22 protein-coding genes are annotated in these 21,109 nt (G+C 59.8%); 9 read left to right on the top strand and 13 right to left on the bottom strand.

Annotated elements, in window-relative coordinates; all coding sequences use genetic code 11:
• Positions 1–95: 95 nt before the first annotated feature.
• Both NN484_RS12350 and NN484_RS12355 read right to left on the bottom strand, forming a co-directional pair.
• Entirely contained in the window at positions 96–293 is a 198-nt protein-coding gene (locus tag NN484_RS12350) for a YbdD/YjiX family protein (RefSeq protein WP_003228401.1), read from the bottom strand.
• Between the two features lie 15 nt (positions 294–308).
• Positions 309–2,375, bottom strand: a complete 2,067-nt coding sequence (locus tag NN484_RS12355) for a carbon starvation CstA family protein (protein WP_127652614.1) — start codon at positions 2,373–2,375, stop codon at positions 309–311.
• Between the two features lie 159 nt (positions 2,376–2,534).
• Here NN484_RS12355 and NN484_RS12360 point away from each other — a divergent pair, with 159 nt between their 5' ends.
• A complete protein-coding gene (locus tag NN484_RS12360) occupies positions 2,535–2,903 on the top strand; it encodes a PilZ domain-containing protein (RefSeq protein ID WP_127652615.1) in 369 nt (122 codons plus the stop codon).
• A gap of 94 nt (positions 2,904–2,997) precedes the next feature.
• On the opposite strand, the gene radA is transcribed toward NN484_RS12360, so the two are convergent.
• The 3 genes from radA to katB are packed head-to-tail and all read right to left on the bottom strand — an operon-like array spanning position 2,998 to position 6,547.
• Positions 2,998–4,365, bottom strand: a complete 1,368-nt coding sequence (radA, locus tag NN484_RS12365) for a DNA repair protein RadA (protein WP_003228407.1) — start codon at positions 4,363–4,365, stop codon at positions 2,998–3,000.
• A 43-nt stretch (positions 4,366–4,408) separates the two neighbouring features.
• Positions 4,409–4,945 carry an ankyrin repeat domain-containing protein gene (locus tag NN484_RS12370; protein ID WP_274659193.1) on the bottom strand — a complete coding sequence of 179 codons (537 nt, stop codon included), beginning with the start codon at positions 4,943–4,945 and terminating at the stop codon, positions 4,409–4,411.
• Between the two features lie 60 nt (positions 4,946–5,005).
• Complete coding sequence (gene katB, locus NN484_RS12375; protein ID WP_274659194.1) at positions 5,006–6,547, bottom strand: catalase KatB; 1,542 nt, start codon at positions 6,545–6,547, stop codon at positions 5,006–5,008.
• A gap of 286 nt (positions 6,548–6,833) precedes the next feature.
• Here katB and mscL point away from each other — a divergent pair, with 286 nt between their 5' ends.
• The gene (gene mscL, locus NN484_RS12380; RefSeq protein ID WP_127652618.1) at positions 6,834–7,247 is read left to right on the top strand and encodes a large-conductance mechanosensitive channel protein MscL; all 414 of its coding nucleotides are present in this window, start codon (positions 6,834–6,836) and stop codon (positions 7,245–7,247) included.
• 41 nt (positions 7,248–7,288) lie between these two features.
• Here the strand turns inward: mscL and NN484_RS12385 are convergent, their stop codons facing one another.
• Entirely contained in the window at positions 7,289–8,065 is a 777-nt protein-coding gene (locus NN484_RS12385) for a ferredoxin--NADP reductase (protein ID WP_274659195.1), read from the bottom strand.
• A gap of 318 nt (positions 8,066–8,383) precedes the next feature.
• On the opposite strand from NN484_RS12385, the gene NN484_RS12390 reads away from it, so the two are divergent.
• Complete coding sequence (locus NN484_RS12390) at positions 8,384–9,112, top strand: helix-turn-helix transcriptional regulator (protein WP_215502174.1); 729 nt, start codon at positions 8,384–8,386, stop codon at positions 9,110–9,112.
• A 146-nt stretch (positions 9,113–9,258) separates the two neighbouring features.
• Positions 9,259–10,383: a methyltransferase gene (locus NN484_RS12395; RefSeq protein WP_127652621.1), complete on the top strand. Its 1,125-nt coding sequence runs from the start codon at positions 9,259–9,261 to the stop codon at positions 10,381–10,383.
• Positions 10,384–10,457: 74 nt separating this feature from the next.
• Here NN484_RS12395 and NN484_RS12400 read toward each other — a convergent pair whose 3' ends face one another.
• From NN484_RS12400 to NN484_RS12410, 3 genes are all read right to left on the bottom strand, one after another.
• Complete coding sequence (locus NN484_RS12400) at positions 10,458–10,625, bottom strand: DUF2474 domain-containing protein (protein WP_127652622.1); 168 nt, start codon at positions 10,623–10,625, stop codon at positions 10,458–10,460.
• A gap of 99 nt (positions 10,626–10,724) precedes the next feature.
• Complete coding sequence (gene cydB / locus NN484_RS12405) at positions 10,725–11,732, bottom strand: cytochrome d ubiquinol oxidase subunit II (protein ID WP_102354486.1); 1,008 nt, start codon at positions 11,730–11,732, stop codon at positions 10,725–10,727.
• A 3-nt stretch (positions 11,733–11,735) separates the two neighbouring features.
• Positions 11,736–13,178 carry a cytochrome ubiquinol oxidase subunit I gene (locus NN484_RS12410; protein WP_215502176.1) on the bottom strand — a complete coding sequence of 481 codons (1,443 nt, stop codon included), beginning with the start codon at positions 13,176–13,178 and terminating at the stop codon, positions 11,736–11,738.
• Positions 13,179–13,569: 391 nt separating this feature from the next.
• Between NN484_RS12410 and NN484_RS12415 the strand changes: the two genes are divergently transcribed.
• On the top strand, positions 13,570–14,808 hold the full coding sequence (locus NN484_RS12415) for an MFS transporter (protein ID WP_127652624.1): 1,239 nt from the start codon (positions 13,570–13,572) through the stop codon (positions 14,806–14,808).
• A 6-nt stretch (positions 14,809–14,814) separates the two neighbouring features.
• Here the strand turns inward: NN484_RS12415 and NN484_RS12420 are convergent, their stop codons facing one another.
• Entirely contained in the window at positions 14,815–15,366 is a 552-nt protein-coding gene (locus NN484_RS12420; protein ID WP_127652625.1) for a DJ-1 family glyoxalase III, read from the bottom strand.
• 66 nt (positions 15,367–15,432) lie between these two features.
• A complete protein-coding gene (locus tag NN484_RS12425) occupies positions 15,433–15,882 on the bottom strand; it encodes a DUF4879 domain-containing protein (protein ID WP_127652626.1) in 450 nt (149 codons plus the stop codon).
• A gap of 222 nt (positions 15,883–16,104) precedes the next feature.
• Here NN484_RS12425 and NN484_RS12430 point away from each other — a divergent pair, with 222 nt between their 5' ends.
• Both NN484_RS12430 and trmA read left to right on the top strand, forming a co-directional pair.
• Entirely contained in the window at positions 16,105–17,400 is a 1,296-nt protein-coding gene (locus NN484_RS12430) for an NCS2 family permease (RefSeq protein ID WP_127652627.1), read from the top strand.
• Positions 17,397–18,476, top strand: a complete 1,080-nt coding sequence (gene trmA, locus NN484_RS12435; RefSeq protein ID WP_274659197.1) for a tRNA (uridine(54)-C5)-methyltransferase TrmA — start codon at positions 17,397–17,399, stop codon at positions 18,474–18,476. The genes NN484_RS12430 and trmA overlap by 4 nt, the downstream gene beginning before the upstream one ends.
• 56 nt (positions 18,477–18,532) lie before the next feature.
• Here trmA and NN484_RS12440 read toward each other — a convergent pair whose 3' ends face one another.
• Entirely contained in the window at positions 18,533–18,979 is a 447-nt protein-coding gene (locus tag NN484_RS12440) for a DUF2442 domain-containing protein (protein WP_215502179.1), read from the bottom strand.
• Complete coding sequence (locus NN484_RS12445) at positions 18,976–19,404, bottom strand: DUF4160 domain-containing protein (RefSeq protein WP_215502180.1); 429 nt, start codon at positions 19,402–19,404, stop codon at positions 18,976–18,978. Before NN484_RS12445 ends, NN484_RS12440 begins: the two co-directional genes overlap by 4 nt.
• A gap of 332 nt (positions 19,405–19,736) precedes the next feature.
• Between NN484_RS12445 and aroQ the strand changes: the two genes are divergently transcribed.
• Both aroQ and NN484_RS12455 read left to right on the top strand, forming a co-directional pair.
• Positions 19,737–20,186 carry a type II 3-dehydroquinate dehydratase gene (gene aroQ / locus NN484_RS12450; protein ID WP_025108744.1) on the top strand — a complete coding sequence of 150 codons (450 nt, stop codon included), beginning with the start codon at positions 19,737–19,739 and terminating at the stop codon, positions 20,184–20,186.
• Positions 20,183–21,037: a shikimate dehydrogenase gene (locus NN484_RS12455; protein WP_274659198.1), complete on the top strand. Its 855-nt coding sequence runs from the start codon at positions 20,183–20,185 to the stop codon at positions 21,035–21,037. The genes aroQ and NN484_RS12455 overlap by 4 nt, the downstream gene beginning before the upstream one ends.
• Positions 21,038–21,109 lie beyond the last annotated feature (72 nt).

Raw genomic sequence — 21,109 nt, forward strand, 5'->3', positions numbered from 1 at the left:
GGGGGCGTGTCAGTCGACATCATTGCTCGATGACACACCGCTTTCGCGAGCAAGCTCGCTCCCACAGGGGATTACCTCAACCGAGGGCTGTCAGCTCAACAGCACTTGGGCCCACCCTTGCCACCGTAACGCGCTTCCTGACGTTCACGAAAGAACATCTCGTAGCTCATCACCGGTTTGTCCGGGTGTTTGGTTTGCATATGCTCGACGTAGGTGTCGTAGTCGGGCATGCCGACCATCAGGCGCGCGGCCTGACCGAGGTATTTACCGAGGCGACTCAGGTCATTGAACATGGTGCAATCCTCTGGTTACGCGTCCGGCAGGGCCTGGAATGGCGATTCTTTATCCGTACGCTCTTTTTTGCCCCAGGCGGCGATGCCGACCTTGAGCGCATAGAACAGGATGCTGAAGACCACGAACAGGAACAGCGCGGTGAGCGTTGCGTTGGTGTAAGCGTTGAAGATCACGTGCTGCATCTGGTCGATGCTCTTGGCCGGTGCGAGGATCTGACCATTGGCCAGCGCATCGCTGTACTTCTTGGCCAGCGACAGGAAGCCGATCGCCGGGTTGGCGTCGAACAGCTTGATGAAGCCTGCGGTGGTGGTGCAGATCAGCAGCCAGGCCGCTGGCAGCAGGGTCACCCAGATGTAGCGTTGACGCTTCATCTTGATCAGCACAACGGTGCCGAGCATCAGCGCGATACCGGCCAGCATCTGGTTGGAGATACCGAACAGCGGCCACAGGGTGTTGATGCCGCCCAGTGGATCGATCACGCCCTGGTACAGCAACCAGCCCCACATCGCCACACAACCGGCGGTGGCGATCAGGTTGGCGGTCCACGACTCGGTGCGTTTCAGCGCCGGAACGAAGGAACCGAGCAGGTCCTGCAGCATGAAGCGCCCGGCACGGGTGCCGGCGTCCACAGCCGTCAGGATGAACAGCGCTTCGAACAGGATCGCGAAGTGGTACCAGAACGCCATGGTGTTTTCACCCGGCAGGACACTGTGCAGGATCTGCGCAATACCGACCGCCAGGGTCGGCGCACCGCCGGCACGGGCCAGGATGGTGGTTTCACCGATGTCGTGAGCCACCGCTTGCAGCGCCTCAGGCGTGATCGCGAAGCCCCAGCTGCTGACCATTTGCGCGACCGATGCCACGTCACCGCCGACCACGGCGGCCGGGCTGTTCATGGCGAAGTACACGCCTGGCTCGATCACCGAAGCGGCGACCATGGCCATGATCGCCACGAACGATTCCATCAGCATGCCGCCGTAACCGATGTAACGGGCGTTGGTTTCGTTATCCAGCAGCTTCGGCGTGGTGCCCGAAGAGATCAGCGCGTGGAAACCCGATACCGCACCGCAAGCGATGGTGATGAACAGGAACGGGAACAGACCGCCCTTCCATACCGGACCGGTGCCATCGACGAACTGGGTCAGCGCCGGCATTTTCAGCTCGGGCATGGTCACCAGAATGCCGATCGCCAGGGCGATGATGGTGCCGATCTTGAGGAACGTAGAGAGGTAGTCACGTGGCGCCAGAATCAGCCACACCGGCAGCACTGCCGCGACAAAACCGTAACCGATCAGCATCCAGGTGATCTGGATACCGGTGAAGCTGAAGGCCTTGGACCAGACCGGATCGGCGGCAATCTGCCCGCCCAGCCAGATCGAACCGAGCAGCAGCAACACGCCGATGACCGAGATCTCGCCGATGCGGCCCGGACGGATGTAGCGCATGTAAATGCCCATGAACATCGCGATCGGGATGGTCGCCATCACGGTGAAGATGCCCCACGGGCTCTCGGCCAGGGCTTTGACCACGATCAGCGCCAGCACCGCGAGGATGATGATCATGATCAGGAAGCAGCCGAACAATGCGATGGTGCCGGGGATGCGGCCCATTTCTTCACGCACCATGTCGCCCAGGGAACGGCCGTTGCGACGGGTGGACATGAACAGGACCATGAAGTCCTGCACTGCGCCCGCCAGCACCACCCCGGCAATCAGCCACAGCGTGCCGGGCAGATAACCCATCTGCGCTGCCAGCACCGGGCCGACCAGCGGGCCTGCGCCGGCAATCGCGGCGAAGTGGTGACCGAAAAGAATGTGTTTGTTGGTTGGAACGTAGTCCAGACCGTCGTTGTTGAGCACGGCGGGGGTGGCCCGACGAGCATCGAGTTGCATCACATTGTTTGCGATGAACAGGCTGTAGTAACGGTACGCAACCAGATAGATGGCCACTGCTGCGACCACGATCCACAAGGCGTTGATCGCCTCTCCTCGGCGCAATGCCACTACGCCCAGGGCGCACGCTCCTACGATTGCCAGCACTAGCCAGGGTAAGTGGCGTAGCAGGCTATTATTATTTTTCATTTTATTATTCCAGCCAGGGTGGACAAGAAAGACAGCCACCCCGAGTTTAGCGCTACTGGCGGCAAAGACCATACCCCGACATTGGTCTAGACGCCTTGTTGGTTGGCAGGCCCCTGCTGGAGCGGTCTATAGTCAGCGAACCCTATTGAGGATTGCGCCATGAGTGAACCCCCAGCCAATCGTCGTCGCTTCAAACGTATTGCGTTCGATGCCAGAACCGAGCTGAGTCAGGGCCAATACATCTGGCCGGTGAAACTGATCGATCTGTCGCTCAAGGGCCTGCTTATCGAACGGCCGGAACCGTGGCTTGGGGATGCGGAGCAGGATTTTTTCGTCGACATTCATCTGAGCGATGACGTGGATATTCAGATGGATGTGCATCTGGCCCACGAAGACCATGGGCAACTGGGGTTTGTCTGCCGGCATATCAGCCTGGAATCGATCCAGCGCTTGCGGCGGTTGATCGAGCTCAATCTGGCGGATGAGGCGGAACTTGAGCGCGAATTGGGCGCCCTGATTGAAATCTGATCCATGTAGGAGCTGCCGCAGGCTGCGATCTTTTGATCTTGAAAACACAATCAAAAGATCGCAGCCTGCGGCAGCTCCCACACAGGATTCTGGGTTACTCGAAGAGTGCGTCCAAGGCTTGTTCCAGCCGGGTCACGGCGATGATCTGCAACCCCGCCGGCGCCTCTTTCGGTGCATTGCCCTTGGGCACGATCGCCCGCTTGAAGCCATGCTTGGCTGCTTCCTTCAAACGCTCCTGCCCGCTTGGCACCGGACGGACTTCACCGGACAACCCCACTTCACCAAATACCAGCAGATCATGCGGTAACGGCCGGTTGCGCAGGCTCGACATCACCGCTGCCATCAACGCCAGGTCAGACGCGGTTTCCAGCACTTTCACCCCACCGACCACGTTGAGGAACACGTCCTGATCGTGAGTCGGAATACCACCGTGGCGGTGCAAGACCGCGAGCAGCATCGCCAGGCGGTTCTGATCCAGACCCAGGGTTACCCGCCGAGGATTGGCCAGATGGCTGTCATCCACCAGCGCCTGCACTTCCACCAGCATCGGCCGGGTACCTTCCCAAGTCGCCATGACCACACTGCCCGGGACTTCTTCCTGAGCACGGGTGAGAAAAATCGCCGAAGGGTTGGAGACTTCTTTCAAACCCTTGTCAGTCATGCCGAACACGCCGAGTTCGTTGACCGCACCGAAACGGTTTTTCACCGCCCGCAACAAACGCAGCCGACCATCGGACTCGCCTTCGAAATACAGCACGGTATCGACCATGTGCTCCAGGACCCGTGGACCGGCGAGCGCGCCTTCCTTCGTGACGTGACCGACGAGGAAAATCGCCGTACCGCTCTGTTTGGCATAACGCACCAGCAGCGCCGCGCTCTCGCGCACTTGCGACACGCCACCGGGGGCCGACTGCAATTGTTCGGTGAAGATGGTCTGGATCGAGTCGATCACCATCACCTTGGGTTTTTCCTGGCGGGCGGTGGCGATGATGGTTTCGATGCAGGTTTCGGTCATCACCCGCAGCTGATCCTGCGGCAGCCCCAAACGGCGGGCGCGCATGGCCACTTGCTGCTGGGATTCTTCGCCGGTGACGTACAGCGCCGGCATGCTCTTGGCGAGGTTGCACAGGGTCTGCAGCAGAATCGTCGACTTGCCGATGCCCGGGTCACCACCGATCAACACCACCGAACCGTCGACCAGACCGCCGCCGAGCACCCGGTCCAGTTCACCGGACGCGGTAGAGAAGCGCGGAATCTCTTCGATGCTGACTTCGGCCAGCGTCTTGATCTGCGCCTGCTGCCCGGCCCAGCCAGTACGCCCGGTGGGCGCCGTGGCACCGCCGCTCTCGATCATGGTTTCGGTCAGGGTGTTCCAGGCGCCGCACTCGCCGCACTGGCCCGCCCACTTGGGAAAGGTTGCGCCGCACTCGGTGCAGCCGTACATGCGCTTGGCCTTGGCCATCTGGATCCCCTAGCAAAAACCGCGATGATAACGCAGCCATCGTTCAACGCGGCGCGGCGGTGCGGATTTCACCGTTGGCCAGACGCGCGGCGCTGTTGCCCAGCGGGTCTTCGGCATTGAGGTCGGCGCCCTTGGCCTTGAGCGCATCGAGCAGTTCGACGCGCTTGAACAACCCGGCATACATGGCGGCGGTCTGACCTGCGCCGTTACGCTGATCGGGGCTGCAATCGGTGGCCATCAGCCGTCGGGCGATCTGCATCTCGCCCTTGAAAATCGCGCCCATCAGCGCCGTGTTGCCACGCTGATCCTGCGCGCAGGCATCGGCGCCCGCCGCCAGCAAGCGGTCCACCGCATCGCCCTGGCCGTGATACGCCGCCAGAATCAGCGCGGTGTAGCCTTTGCTGTCGCGGGTATCGAGGGAATAACCGGATTCGATAAAGGTGTCGAGCATCGGCACGTCACCGCGCCGGGCGGCATCAAAGTAATAATCCTGCAACTGGGCCTTGATCGCCTCAGGGCTTTGCCCGGCCTGCGCCGTAAAGGACAGGCATCCGAGCAACAGTAAAAGATAAGGACGCATAAACGCTCTCCTTGGGCAGAGCGGGGCCTGACTCAGGCCCCGCGTTGCATGGCGTCGAGATCAGTCGACGAGTTTTGCTGCCAGCGCCTTGACCCGGCTCAGGTCGCCCTTGGCCACTTTGGTCACACCGGTCCCGTATTCCGGGTCGGCCTTATAGAGGAAGGACAGGATGATGTGCTTGCTCTCATCATCGGTGGTCGCCAGCGAGCCGCCGAAGCTGTCGATCAGGTCCTGACGTTCCTGCTGGCTGAACGAGCGATACAAATCACCGGCCTGCTTGAAGTTCTGCTCACGCTGAATCTTCGCCTGCTGCGTGCTGCCCGCCAGCGCCAACTCGCTGTAGCGCGCACCTTGCGGCTCTTCACGCGGCTGCAGACGGCTCGGCTGGTAGTTGACGCCAGACTGGGTGGCACCGAAGTTCATCGCGCCATCCTGATTGCCATTGTTGACGGCAACTTTCGGCGCATTGATCGGCAACTGCAGGGCATTGGCGCCCAGGCGATACATTTGCGTATCGGCATAAGAGAACACTCGGCCCTGTAACAGACGGTCCTCGGAAGGCTCAATGCCCGGAACAACATTGGCCGGTGCCATGGCAACTTGTTCGGTTTCCTGGAACACATTGGCCGGATTACGGTTCAACACCATTTGTCCAACTTTTCGTTCTGGAACATTCGGCCAGATCTTGGTGGCGTCCAATGGATCGAAATCAAACTTGGACAAATCTTGCGGTTTCAGCACTTGAATGTACAAGTCCCACTTTGGGAAGTTGCCTTTATTGATATTACTCACCAAGTCATTGGTCATATGACTGTAGTCTTGACCCTGAACAGTCACGACTTGTTTTGGCGAAAGATTTTTGATGCCTTGCAAACTCTTCCAGTGAAACTTGACGTAGTGCACTTCCCCTTTGGCGTTGACCAACTTGTAGGCGTGTACACCATTGCCGTCCATTTCCCGATAACTGGCCGGCGTGCCCGAGTTCGAGTAGAGCTCGGTCAGCGTTCGGGTGGATTCCGGTACGTGGGAGAAGAAGTCGAAGCGACGTGAGTCATCGTCAAGGTTGGTACGTGGATCGGGTTTGAACGCATGGACCATGTCCGGAAACTTGATCGCATCGCGAATGAAGAACGTCGGGAAGTTGTTGCCGACCAGATCCCAGTTGCCGTCGGCGGTGTAGAACTTGGTAGCAAAACCCCGCGGATCGCGCAGGGTTTCCGGGGAGTGGTTGCCATGCACCACCGCGGAGAAACGTACGAACACCGGGGTGACCTGGCCTGCGGCGAACACCTTGGCCTTGCTCAGGTCGCTGAGGTCGTTGGTCACGGTGAAGGTGCCGTGGGCACCCGTGCCGCGTGCATGCACCACGCGCTCGGGAATACGCTCACGGTCAAAACGCTGCAGTTTCTGGATCAGTTGCACATCCTGCAGCAGCACCGGGCCGTTGGCGCCGGCCGTTTGCGAGTTCTGATTGTCGCCGACCGCTGCGCCGTTATCCCGGGTCAGGGGCGCGGCTTGCACGGAGAAGGTCAACAGGCTGGCGGTCAGTACGCCGAGCGTACGGCGATGGGGAAAAGTCCCCAGTCCAAGAGTGGAGTTCATATCAGGTTCCTCTGGTTCTTTTGGGCGCATCCAGGTGCGCCAAACAGAGGCTAGAGCGCTATGTCCGCGAACATAAATAGAAAGTTCGTAACCCGATGATTGAAAAAATTGGCTTCCCGGTCAGCGAGTTACGGCGTATTTCGCGCGCGATTAGTGGCACTTTGCAAACTAATCGTCGATTCATGTGTCGATAAAAACGGGCATTGTAAGAAGGTGTTTCGCGCAGGACGCGTTTTGCTGATTTACACTGCGTACACCAACCTCATCTGTAACAAGGAAATAACCTATGGGCGTGATAAGTGAGTTCAAGGCCTTCGCGGTCAAAGGCAATGTGGTCGACATGGCCGTCGGTATCATCATCGGTGCCGCCTTCGGCAAAATCGTCTCGTCGTTTGTCGGTGACGTGATCATGCCGCCAATCGGCCTGCTGATCGGTGGGGTGGACTTCAGTGATCTGGCCATCACGCTGAAAGCCGCCGAGGGCAACGCCCCGGCAGTGGTCATGGCTTACGGAAAATTCATCCAGAGCATTCTGGACTTCGTGATCGTCGCCTTCGCGATTTTCATGGGTGTCAAAGCCATCAACCGCCTGAAACGCGAAGAAGCCGTGGCCCCTTCCCTGCCACCGGTTCCGACCAAGGAAGAAGAGTTGCTCGGCGAGATCCGCGATCTGCTCAAAGCCCAGAACGACCGGCCTTGACGGCTTCATGAATGAAAACGGCGCCTGATGGCGCCGTTTTTTTACCAGTAGTTTTCTACGGCCACCTGCCCCGGCCGCCGCGTGAGGCTCAAGTTCATGTGGCGTTGTTTCAGCAATGCCCGGGTGTCATCGATCATCTGCGGATTGCCGCACAACATCACCCGCGAATGCTCGGCAGTCAGTTCAACACCTGCAACACGCTCCAGCTCGCCACTTTCGATCAGGCTGGTGATGCGGCCGTGCAAGGCGCCAGGAAAATGTTCGCGGGTAACCGTGGGGATGAATTGCAGTTTATGCGCGTGCTCCGCCAGGTAATCACGCTGGGCCAGCCCCGCGATCAGCGACTGATAGGCCAGTTCCCGTGCTTCACGCACGCTGTACACCAGGATGATTCGCTCAAACCGTTCCCACACTTCAAAGTCCTGCAGGATCGACAGAAACGGCGCGACCCCGGTCCCTGTGGATAACAGCCACAGGTCCCGACCGTCGACGAAACGATCCAGCGTCAGGTAACCAAAGGCCTGGCGCTCTACCAGCAAGGTATCGCCAGCCTGCAATCGGCTCAGCTCACTGGTGAATTCGCCCCGCGGCACCACGATGGAAAAAAACTCGAGAAATTCATCGAAGGGCGAGGAGACCATTGAGTAGGCACGCCACACCGTACTGCCATCAGCTCTGGTCACCCCCAGGCGGGCGAATTGTCCGGCGCGGAACCTGAAACCCGCATCACGTGTGGTGCGCAGGGAGAACAGACTGGGGGTCAAGGGCTGCACGTCGAGCAAGGTCTGGGCGGTAAATTTCTCTGCGCTGGCAGTCATGGTCTACTCCACTGAAAGTACTCTGCCAGTTTCACGCAAACTCACACCATAGAAAACCACTGATTTTGTGATGTCTTTTCATGAAAACGCGGTAATGAGAAAAAGCCCAAAACACCACTGAATACTGTCCGAATGCTCAGTAAATAAAAGATAAAACTACAAGGACATATCTTCCCTTAATAACTTCAAACAACAGAATCCACATCCCAAAGAGCAAAAAATTCAATGCAACTTGTAGGACCTGTCCTACACTCGACTGCGTGCCGGATCCATTGGATCCAAAAAGCACCCCAAGAAATGACACACGGAGAGTTTGTGATGGAAATGTGGAAGGAGTCGCAATTAAAGCAACTGTCTTTCGCAAGAGAAATAGAGACCGCTTATCCGATCCTGCTGCGATTCACTCAAAACATTGGTTTCAATTTTTGTGCTGTCTCATTGACATCAATTAATCGGAACGCCGACTTTAAAACCTTGCGAATCAATAATTACCCTCAAGATTGGAATCAACTCTATGAAAAGGAACGCTACAGAACAGTTGACCCGATAGTCACGCATTGCAATCGCTCCATGCTACCCGTTGTCTGGAGTGAAGAATTCTTTTCCCACACCCCCCAGTTGTGGGAGGCCCAACAGCAACATGGATTGCGATACGGCTGGTCCCAGTCGTTCCACCATGAGGCTACCGGGCTGTGCAGCACGCTCAGTCTTGCCAGAAAACACGATCCGCTGAGCCCGCTCGAGTTATACGAGCATTCTGGCTACATGCTTTACGCGATCAGCCATCTGAGCGACCTGTTCGTCAGAACCCTGCCCAAACCTCAAAAAAATCCGGAGCATCCGCATCTTTCACCGCGGGAACTGGAAGTGCTGAAGCTCTCGGCGCTCGGCAAGACGGCCTACGAGATTGCCCGAATCCTCTGTCTGAGCGAGCGCACCGTGAATTACCATGTGCAAAACGTGATCATCAAACTGAAAGTCTGCAACAAGATTTCTGCCGTCATCGCCGCCAGCCGTTGCGGTCTTCTCGACGCCCCCAACCCCTAAAAGCTGCGAGTATTTCAACGGAAAAAAACGTACCATTTGCGACCTTCCTGAGTGATGACGCTAAACGTCGTATTCCACTCGGACGGTTCCGCTGCGCAACACCCTGGGCTGCGGGCCACCCGTTGATTAACCAGAGTTCCCGCCCCATGCCCTTGCTCGACACCCCCTTCGCCCAACTCGATTTGATCCGCCAGCCCGAACAGCAGAATGAACCGCTGCAAGCATTCGATGCGGCTGACGAATACCTGCTCAATTACCTGGCCGCACAGCAACCGTCGGCAGACACCCGGGTGTTGGTGCTCAACGACAGCTTCGGGGCGCTGGCGGCGAGTCTGGCGGGCAAGGTTCAGGTCAGCAGCAGTGGCGACTCGTTTCTGGCGTTCCAGGGGCTGGAAAAGAATCTGGTGCGCAACGGTCAGGCATTCGATGCGGTGCGCGGCATTGCGGCCAGTGAACCATTGGTCGGGCCGTTTGATCGGGTGCTGATCCGGGTCCCCAAGACCCTCGCGTTGCTCGAAGAACAGCTGATTCGCCTGCAAGGGCAACTGGCACCCGGCGCCGAAGTGGTGGCGGCCGCCATGGTCAAGCACCTGCCGCGCGCAGCCGGGGATCTGCTGGAGCGTTACATTGGCCCGGTACAGGCTTCATTGGCCGTGAAAAAGGCTCGCTTGCTGATCGCTGCACCCGAGGCAAAAGCCCCGGCGACCTCCCCCTACCCTTCGCGCTACCGACTCGACGAACCGGCCATCGAATTGCTCAACCACGCCAACGTGTTCTGCCGCGAAGGCCTGGACATCGGCACCCGGGCCTTTCTCCCGCACCTGCCCAAAAACCTCGGCAGCGCTCGCGTCGCCGACCTTGGCTGCGGCAACGGCGTGTTGGCCATCGCCAGCGCCCTGCAGAACCCTGACGCGCATTACACGCTGGTCGACGAATCGTTCATGGCCGTGCAATCGGCCGCTGAAAACTGGCGCGCCGCCCTGGGTGAGCGCGAAGTGATTGTGCGGGCCGGCGATGGTCTGGCCGGGCAAGAGCCGCAATCGCTGGACGTGGTGCTGTGCAATCCGCCGTTCCATCAACAACAGGTGGTCGGCGACTTCCTCGCCTGGCGTATGTTCCAGCAGGCGCGAGAAGCGCTGGTGGTGGGCGGAGCGCTGTACATCGTCGGCAACCGCCACCTGGGTTATCACAGCAAGCTGGCGCGGCTGTTCCGTGGCGTCGAGCAAGTGGCGGCAACCCCGAAATTCGTGATTCTCAAAGCACGCAAGTAAACGCCAGGCAAAAAAAACCCTCCGCGGTACAGAGGGTCATAAATCCGTGCCCAAGGGCAACGGGACGGGATGTTTCAGTGCGTGGTCAGACCGGCTGCGTTCATGAACAGGCGCATCAGGCTGGCGACAATGAACAGCGCGCCGACGCTACCGATCCAGATCAGGGCCAACCAGCCGAGCCGCTGCCACAGCGGCTTTTTTTCGGCCTCTTCAATCTCATGCAAGGAATGTTTGCCGCTCATTGCATCGATCCTCTGTCAGGCGATGGCGGCGCTGACGATGCCATCGTCGGAACGCCGCTCGGAACCGACCCGCTCCCACAAGGTGAGCGGAGCGGCAGATTAGTGGTAACCGTCTTCATGGGTGACCTTGCCGCGGAACACGTAGTAGCTCCAGAAGGTGTAGCCCAGGATGAACGGGATGATGAACAGCGTACCGACCAGCATGAAGCCTTGGCTCTGCGGTGGTGCGGCAGCATCCCAGATCGATATCGACGGCGGCACGATGTTCGGCCACAGGCTGATGCCCAGACCGCTGTAGCCGAGGAAAATCAGTACCAGGGTCAGCAGGAACGGCATGTAGTTGGCGTTGCGAGCCACCGCGCGAATCAAGCCGTACATCGTGACGAGCACCAGAATCGGTACCGGCATGAACCAGAACAGGTTCGGCGTGCTGAACCAGCGTGTGGCGATTTCCGGATGGGCCAGCGGCGTCCACAGGCTGACGATACCGATCACCGCCAGCAGCACGAATGCCAGCGGCCGCGCCAGGTTGTGCATTTGCTCCTGCAGCTTGCCTTCGGTTTTCATGATCAGCCAAGTGCAGCCGAGCAACGCATAGGCCACCACCAGCGCAGCGCCGCAGAACAGGGTGAACGGTGTCAGCCAGTCCAGTGAGCCGCCGGCGTATTGCCGATTGACCACCGGCAAGCCGTCGATGAACGCCCCCAGTGCCACGCCCTGGAAGAACGTCGCCGCCACCGAGCCGCCGATGAACGCCTTATCCCACAGATGACGCTTGTCGTCTTTGGCCTTGAAGCGGAACTCGAACGCCACGCCGCGGAAAATCAGACCGATCAGCATGAAGATCAGCGGCAGGTACAGCGCCGAGAGCACCACCGAATAGGCCAGCGGGAACGCACCGAACAACGCTGCGCCACCCAGTACCAGCCAGGTTTCATTGCCGTCCCATACGGGTGCGACGGTGTTCATCATCACGTCACGGTCGGTCTTGCCCGGGATGAACGGGAAGAGAATGCCGATCCCCAGGTCGAAGCCATCCATGACCACGTACATCATGATGCCGAAGATGATGATCACGGCCCAGATCAGCGGAAGATCAATACCCATGATTCAAATCTCCTTGGTCAGGCTGGAGCGGTGGTCAGCGTCGGCGCCTTCGTCATCAGCCGCAGACAACGGACGGGCCGGTGTGCGTTTCTGGCCAGGACCACCGCTGTTGGTTTCCTTGCCCTCGTCGGTTTTCGGCCCTTTGCGCACCAGCCGCATCATGTAACCCAGGCCGGCGCCGAACAGTGCGAAATACACCACGACGAACATGATCAGGGTGATGCTCATCTGCATGAAGCTGTGGTTGGAGGACGCATCCGCCGTGCGCATCAGCCCGTAGACCACCCACGGCTGACGACCGATTTCTGTGGTGAACCAGCCGGCGAGAATCGCGATCAGGCCGGACGGCCCCATCCACAACGCCAGATACAGGAACGGCCGCGAGGTGTAGAGCGAATCGCGCTTGCGCAGCCACAGGCTGCACAGACCGGTGAAGATCATCAGGAAACCGAGGCCGACCATGACCCTGAACGACCAGAACACAATGGTCGAGTTCGGCCGGTCTTCAGGCGGGAATTCCTTGAGGGCCGGCACCTGCTTGTCCAGCGAGTGGGTCAGGATCAGGCTGCCGAGGTACGGGATCTCCACGGCGAATTTGGTTTTCTCTTCTTTCATGTCCGGCCAGCCGAACAGGATCAACGGTGTGGCTTCGTTGCCTTTATTTTCCCAATGGCCTTCGATTGCGGCGATTTTTGCCGGTTGATGCTCGAGGGTGTTGAGCCCGTGGAAGTCACCGATAACCGCCTGGATCGGCGCGACGATCAGCGCCATCCACATTGCCATCGACAGCATGGTGCGGATCGCCGGGTTGTCCTTGCCGCGCAGCAGGTGCCAGGCCGCCGACGAACCGACGAAGAAGGCCGTGGCGACGAACGCTGCCGTCGCCATGTGCATCAGGCGGTACGGGAACGACGGGTTGAAGATGATTGCCAGCCAGTCGGTAGGAATCACCTGACCGTTGACGATCTCGAAGCCCTGCGGGGTCTGCATCCAGCTGTTGGAGGCGAGAATCCAGAACGTCGAGATCAGCGTGCCGATGGCCACCATCACCGTAGAGAAGAAGTGCAGGCCGCGCCCGACCTTGTTCCAGCCGAACAGCATCACCCCGAGGAAACCCGCCTCGAGGAAGAATGCCGTGAGCACCTCGTAAGTCAGCAGCGGCCCGGTGACAGAGCCGGCGAAGTCCGAGAAGCGGCTCCAGTTGGTGCCGAACTGGTAGGCCATGACCAACCCCGACACCACCCCCATGCCGAAGTTGACGGCAAAGATCTTCGACCAGAAGTGGTAGAGATCCCGGTAGGTGTCATTGTGGGTCTTCAACCACAGGCCTTCGAGCACCGCCAGGTAGCTCGCCAGACCAATGGTGATGGCCGGGAACAGGATGTGGAACGAGATGGTAAACGCGAACTGAATTCGGGCGAGATCGAGTGCCTCTAAACCGAACATATGGCTTCCTCTGTCAGGTAATACCGGCGTTGGGGCTTGTGGCCCCTGCCTACTGCCCCCACGGATATGGAGTGCGGCGAATTCTGATTCGTTCTTTTTTAACAACCATCGCAGCGCAGGGAGTCTGGCCAACGGGCCACCAGAGCATGGCCCGGGAGGGTCTTGATCTGGATCAAGCAACGTTGAAAGAGTAGTCCCATTTCCGACGAAGAACCGCGTGGTCGTTTGCCGCGTGACAAGTTGCCTCAGGATTGGGTCGGCGATCTGAAATACATTCCCTGTGGGGTATCGGGATAATCGATGTCTGGCTAACTAATTTTTTCTCCTAGCCACTTCCTATTACAGACTGGTGATAATCTCGCGTTTCTCCTCAAGCCAGACCTGCCTTCAGATGCCCAGCCAAGAGCCCCTGCTGTTACGTCACCATCGTCCGTTTCTCGCGTTCTGGTTTGCCCGGATTTTCACTGCCAGTGGCTTTCAGATGCTCACCGTGGCGATCGGCTGGAACCTGTACCAGTTGACCGGCAACGTGCTCGACCTGGGTCTGGTCGGTCTGGTGGAATTCGCGCCACGGGTGCTGTTCATGCTGCACACCGGGCATGTCGCCGACCGTTATGATCGACGCAAGGTCGCCGCGATTTGCCAGTCGTTGCAGGCGTTGATCGCGCTTGCACTGGCCATCGGCAGTGCGACCGACCACGTCACCCGCGAAATGATCTTCATCCTCGCCTTCCTGCTCGGTGCGGCGCGCTCCTTCGAGATGCCGACCACCCAGGCTTTGCTGCCGAGCATCGTGCCCAGCGCCCTGTTTCCACGGGCGGTCGCTGCAGCGCAATCGGCTCAACAGTCAGCAACCATCGTCGCACCGGCCCTCGGTGGCTTGCTTTACGCGTTCGGAAGCGTCTGGGTGTATGGCCCGACGGTATTGCTCTATGTCATTGCCTGCACCTTGATGCTCAACCTGCCCGCGCGGCAAACGCCGCTGAACAAAGGCAAAGCCACGCTGGACTCTTTGCTGGCGGGGATTCGCTTCATTCGCAGCCGCCCGGACATTCTCGGGGCAATTTCGCTGGATTTGTTTGCGGTACTGCTCGGCGGGGCCACGGCGTTGCTGCCGGTCTTCGCCAAGGACATTCTGCTGACCGGGCCGTGGGGCCTCGGTCTGTTGCGTTCGGCACCGGCGGTCGGCGCACTGGGGATGTCGCTGTTCCTCGCCCGATTCGCCGTCGAGCGCAACGTTGGTCGGGTGATGTTCACCGCCGTCGGCGTGTTCGGTGTGGCGACCATTGCCTTCGGCCTGTCGACTTCGTTCTGGTTCTCGCTGGCGGTGCTGGTGGTGCTCGGCGCGGCGGACATGATCAGCATGGTGATCCGCGCCTCCTTCGTGCAACTGGAAACCCCGGACGAAATGCGCGGCCGGGTCAGCGCAGTGAACGGCCTGTTCATCGGCGCCTCGAACCAGTTGGGCGAATTCGAATCCGGCCTCACCGCGCACTGGTTCGGCACTGTGCCGGCGGTGGTGATGGGCGGGATCGGCACGCTGGTGGTGACCGGGACGTGGATCAAACTGTTCCCGAGCTTGGCCAACCGCGACCGGATGCATGTGCCGATGGAAGAGGTGAAGGTCTGAGCTTCGTCAAACCAACATCTCCCCCGCGACCTTGGCCCGCAACGCCTTGCCGCCAAGCTGCTCAACCAGCGTCAGGGCGAACGCCAGTGCGCCGCCGGAGCCTTGGGCGGTGATGCAATTGCCGTCGACCACCACCGGTTGATCAACAAACGTACAGCCTGACAGTTGATGGCTGGCACTCGGCAGGCAGGTCATGCGCCGTTGACGTAATACGCCTGAGGCTTGCAGGGCGATGGCCGGGGACTCGGCGATGGCGGCGAACAGGCGTCCGGCGCTGGCCTGGTCCTTGAGCAGTTGTTGCAGTGGCTGATGCGCGGCGAGGTGCTGGGCGCCGATGGCGCCGCCGGGCAGAACGATCAGGTCGAAGGTCTGCGCCAACACGTCGACCAGCATGCCGTCCGCCGTCAGGCGCGTGCCGCGCGCGCAGGTCAGCATGCGCCGGCCTTCGATGCTGGCCGCCACGACTTCGACGCCGGCGCGGCGCAGCACGTCGATCAAGGTCACGCTTTGCAGGTCATCGATGCCCTCGGCGAGGGTAATCAGGGCTCTAAAGGTCATAAGTGCAATCCGCTGGGTGACCTTTAAAGCGTAGCCAGCTTTACCCTGCTCTGTTCACCGCAACGGTTACTTGATGTACAGCTGGGTCGACATCGTATTGCGCGGCGCGTTGATCGAAGTGTTGCTGAAGCTGAAAGTGCCTTCCTGTTTACCCGCCAGATCGAAGGTATACAGCGAGCCGACGGTGTTACGGCCGGGGGTGCACTCGGTCAGATTGCCGTTATCGAAGGCACACACCGGGGCCCGGGTGCCGTTCACTTCAAAACCGTCCAGCGTGGCGTGCGGCTGATTCTGGCCATAGCCGACTTCCAGCACATACACCTTGATGCTCGGCCCGGCGTGATTGCATTGGGTCTGGGTCTGTCCATCACCGATGTCTTCCAGGCCACAGGCCGGCGATTGGACCTTGATCACTTTCACTTGCGTCAATGGCTGCGCCGAGGCGGCCAGGACCACAGGCGCCCCGGCCATCAGCGCAGCAATCAAACCCCAAGCCTTCATCCCACGCGTGCTCATGCGTTTCCCATCCCGAAAAAATCAGCGCGCAGTATGGCGCAGTTGGCTCTGTGGCAAAACTTCGACGACGTTCGGCGCCAACAACCGCCATATTCCTCACGCTGCTGGTATGATGCGCGGCTTTTTCCGGCCCACCACAAATTCCCAGGCGCTTGCGACGGTCTGTGCTTTGCTGTTGAGGTCGATACATTCACGGCGCCACGCGCGCCACGGGGAGCAGACATGCTGGAAAGGCTGTTTCAACTCAAGGCACACAACACCAACGTGCGTACCGAGATTCTGGCGGGCGTCACGACCTTCCTGGCCATGGCCTACATTCTGTTCGTCAACCCGAGCATCCTCGGCGAGACCGGCATGGACAAGGGCGCGGTGTTCGTCGCCACCTGCCTGGCCGCCGCCATCGGCTCGACCATTATGGGCCTGATTGCCAACTACCCGATCGCCCTCGCACCGGGCATGGGCCTGAACGCCTTCTTCACTTACACCGTGGTTCTGCACATGGGCCACACCTGGCAAGTGGCGCTGGGCGCGGTGTTCATTTCGGCAGTGTGCTTCTTCCTGCTGTCGATCTTCCGCATTCGCGAATGGATCATCAACAGCATCCCGTTGCCGCTGCGCTCGGCGATTGCCGCCGGTATCGGCCTGTTCCTGGCGCTGATCGCCCTGCACAACGCCGGCATCGTGGTCAGCAACCCGGCGACCATGGTCGGTCTCGGTGAGCTGAAAGCCCCGGCACCGATCCTCGCCACCCTCGGCTTTGCCCTGATCGTCGCCCTCGAAGCCCTGAGAGTGCGCGGTGCAGTACTGATCGGCATTCTGGCAGTGACCATCGTTTCCATCGCCATGGGTTTCACCCCGTTCAACGGCGTGACCTCGATGCCACCTTCGCTGGCGCCGACCTTCATGCAACTGGACATCAAGGGCGCGCTGGACATCGGTCTGGTCAGCGTGATTTTCGCCTTCCTGTTCGTCGACCTGTTCGACAACTCCGGCACCCTGATCGGCGTCGCCAAGCGCGCCGGTCTGATGGGCAAGGACGGCCACATGCCGAAAATGGGTCGCGCACTGATCGCTGACAGCACCGCGGCCATGGCCGGTTCGCTGCTGGGTACCTCAACCACCACCAGCTATATCGAATCCGCTGCCGGCGTGAGTGCTGGCGGTCGTACCGGTCTGACGGCCGTCGTCGTGGCGTTGCTGTTCCTGCTGGCGCTGTTCTTCTCGCCACTGGCGGCCAGCGTTCCGGCGTTTGCCACCGCACCGGCATTGCTGTTCGTCGCCGTGCTGATGACTTCGGGTCTCGCGGAAATAGACTGGGAAGACATCACCGTCGCCGCACCGGTGGTAATCACCGCGCTGGCGATGCCGTTCACCTACTCGATCGCCAACGGCATCGCGTTCGGTTTCATTTCCTGGACCGTGATCAAGCTGCTGTCGGGCCGCGTTCGCGAGCTGAACCCGGCGCTGGTGATTCTGTCGATTCTGTTTGTGATCAAGTTGGGTTGGTTCAACGCATGACTTTCGATTCCCAGGCCTACGCCACTCAGCTCGAAAACAAGGTCACGCGTTTGCGTGACCTGCTGGCCCCGTTCGATGCACCAGAGCCGACCGTGTTCGACTCACCGCTGCAAAACTTCCGCCTGCGCGCCGAATTCCGCCTGTGGCGCGAGGCCGGTGAGCGGCATTACGCGATGTTCTCCCAGGACGACAAACGCACGCCGATCCTGATCGAAGAATTCCCGATCGCCAGCCTGCGCATCAACCAGTTGATGCCGCAGCTCAAGGCCGCGTGGCAAGCCAGCTCGGCGCTGAGCCACAAGCTGTTCCAGGTCGAGTTTCTGACCACCCTGGCCGGCGATGCGATGATCACCCTGTGCTACCACCGTCCGCTGGACGAGCACTGGCATGCCGCTGCCACCCAACTGGCCGCTGATCTCAACGTCAGCGTCATCGGTCGTTCCAAGGGCAAACGCGAAGTCATCGGCCACGATTACGTGGTGGAAAAACTCGACGTCGGCGGCCGCACCTTCAGCTACCGCCAGCCGGAAGGCGCGTTCACCCAACCCAACGGCACGGTGAACCAGAAGATGCTCAACTGGGCATACGAAGCGTTGGGCGATCGCAGCGACGATCTGCTGGAGCTGTACTGCGGCAACGGTAACTTCACCTTGCCGCTCGCCACTCGCGTGCGCAACGTGCTGGCCACCGAGATCAGCAAGACCTCGGTCAACGCCGCACTGAGCAACCTCAGCGAAAATGCTGTGGATAACGTCACGCTGGTGCGTCTGTCCGCCGAAGAGCTGACCGAAGCGCTGAACGAAGTCCGACCGTTCCGTCGCCTGCAAGGCATCGACCTCAAAAGCTACGAGTTCGGCAGCGTGTTCGTCGACCCACCGCGCGCCGGCATGGACCCGGACACCTGCGAGCTGACCCGGCGTTTCGACAACATTCTGTACATCTCCTGCAACCCGGAAACCCTGGCCGCCAACATCGCCCAACTGCACGACACGCACCGCATCACCCGCTGCGCGCTGTTCGACCAGTTCCCGTGGACGCATCACATGGAGTCCGGAGTGTTGCTGACCCGGCGTTGATTGCCGGCTCCCGGATGCAAAAAAGCCGTCGTGATCGACGGCTTTTTTGTGGGGGCTTACGGTGCGATATCGGTTTTACGGGGTCGCCCGCCCTTTTTGCCATTCGCTCGTGCAGCTTCAGACTTTGCAGCACTGCTTTGACGACCGTTGCGCGAAGCAACCACCGAGGCCGCCATCCTCATAAGTGACGGGTTCGCCGAAATCATTCCGGCAATGGAAACGTCAAGGTTTTTGCCTTCATGGCAAAGCGCAGTGCCTGCGAAACCGACTGTCAGGCCCTCATAATCGCCGGCCTCAAACCCGTCGAACTCTGGATACTGATTCACCGGTAACAACACACCGCTGCCGTCTTCAAAATGGATGACCAGAGATGGTTTTTCAAAGCTCACAGAAACGGCGTGCAAACTGCTGGCTTGTCGTGCTTCGCCACGCTGTATGGCTGCATCGAGCATGTCTTCCGTCAGTGGACGATGTACCGACGGCCTGGCCTTGATGACTTTCATAAATGGATTTCAACTCCTTCCAGTTTGCCGACCAATGTCAGAAGTACTGTGTCTGCTTCTGGATCATAGCGCGCGGCACCGATCCTGTAGGTCGTGTCGGTGACCGGCTTCATCACGGGGACTTCGTTTGATTCGCAGTCCCACACCTGATTGTCGAGACAGACGGTTTGCACGCCCGACCACCAGATCCCTCGTGCGCGACGCAGATGAGCAGGTTGCCCCAGTGATCGACACAAGCCCTCCAGCACGGACATCGGCGGTCGACGAGAAAGCGGTACGACATCCCACAGATCAATGTCGTTGTGCCAGAAGCTGAACTGGAATCGGGCGTTCCAGGCACCCGCGTTCACATGAGCGTGCGGTGGGCAATGTTCATCTCGCAACATAATGCGCATCGACAATCCCTTGTAGCTGCATACCTTCATGCTAACCCATCCGTTAGGTTAATAAGTTTCAGGATTCGATAATCCTTTCAAATCCGACGATCGGCGCTGCACAGCACGCGCTGGTTCTCACCACTCTCAGGCTAGCGTCGGCGGGGGTCAGAAGTGGGTAAATCTTCGAGGGAAAACGTAAGCAAAGCTGTCGTTACAATTCGAACAATCTTCACCACGCAAATGGCTTGTGTGCGATCACCGAACAAAAAGCACCAAGGCGAACGCGCTTCAATTGACCATGGTAACCATCTGGTACATTTTACCTCCACAGGCTGAAACCCTCGGCCCAAGCCAAAAACAACAAGTGGAGTTTGCCCCCCATGCCCCCTATCGTTCTGGTGCTCAACGGCCCGAACCTGAACCTGCTCGGCACCCGTGAACCGGCGACCTACGGTCACGAAACCCTGGCCGATATCTCTGCCCTGTGCGGCCGCGCCGCCGAAGAGTTCGGCCTGGCTGTGGAGTTTCGCCAGACCAATCACGAAGGCGAATTGCTCGACTGGATTCATGCCGCACGCGGACGCTGCGCCGGGATCGTGATCAACCCGGCCGCCTGGACGCACACCTCGGTGGCGATCCGTGACGCCTTGGTCGCCAGTGAGTTGCCGGTGATCGAAGTGCACCTGTCCAACGTCCATGCGCGCGAGCCGTTCCGCCATCATTCGTTCGTCTCGGCCATCGCAACGGCGGTGATGTGCGGCTTCGGCAGCCATGGCTACCGCCTGGCTCTGGAACATTTCAGCCAACGACTGAAGGGGCGTGCAGCATGAGCCGTAAACCGGCAATACTGGCCGGACTGATCGGCGCCGGCATCCAGGCTTCGCGCACGCCGTCGCTGCATGAACACGAGGGCGACGCCCAGGGCCTGCGCTATCTGTATCGCCTGATCGACCTCGATCAGTTGCAACTCGACAGCAACGCCCTGCCCGACTTGCTGCAGGCCGCCGAGCGCATGCACTACACCGGCCTGAACATCACCTTCCCGTGCAAACAGGCGATCATCCCGCTGCTCGACGAGCTGTCGGCGGAAGCCCGGGGCATCGGCGCGGTCAATACCGTGGTGCTCAAGGACGGCAAACGCATCGGCCACAACACCGATTGCCTGGGCTTTGCCGAAGGGTTTCGTCGCGGCTTGCACGACGTCGTCCGTGAGCGAGTGGTGCAGATGGGGGCTGGCGGCGCCGGGGCGGCAGTGGCTCACGCGCTGCTGAGTGAAGGTGTCCGACAACTGAGCATTTTCGACGTCGACCGTGAGCGCGCCGAGAGTCTGGCGAACAACCTCAACCAGCATTTCGGCGCCGGTCGCGCCATCGCCGGGCGCGATCTGCCGGGCACATTGAATCAGGCTGATGGCCTGGTGAACACCACGCCGATGGGCATGGCCAAACTCCCGGGTACGCCAGTGCCGGTCGAGCTGCTGCGCAAGGCATTGTGGGTCGCGGAGATCGTGTATTTCCCGCTGGAAACCGAACTGCTGCGCAACGCCCGCGCCCTCGGTTGCCGCACACTGGATGGCGGCAACATGGCGGTGTTTCAGGCGGTGAAGGCGTTTGAACTGTTCAGCGGTGTGGAGCCGGATGCGCAGCGAATGCTCGCGCATTTCCAAAGCATGAACGTTTAAAGATCACAAGATCGCAGCCTTCGGCAGCTCCTACACAAAGCCCTGTAGGAGCTGCCGAAGGCTGCGATCTTT

It is taken from the genome of Pseudomonas serboccidentalis, from assembly GCF_028830055.1.
Lineage (GTDB): Bacteria > Pseudomonadota > Gammaproteobacteria > Pseudomonadales > Pseudomonadaceae > Aquipseudomonas > Aquipseudomonas serboccidentalis.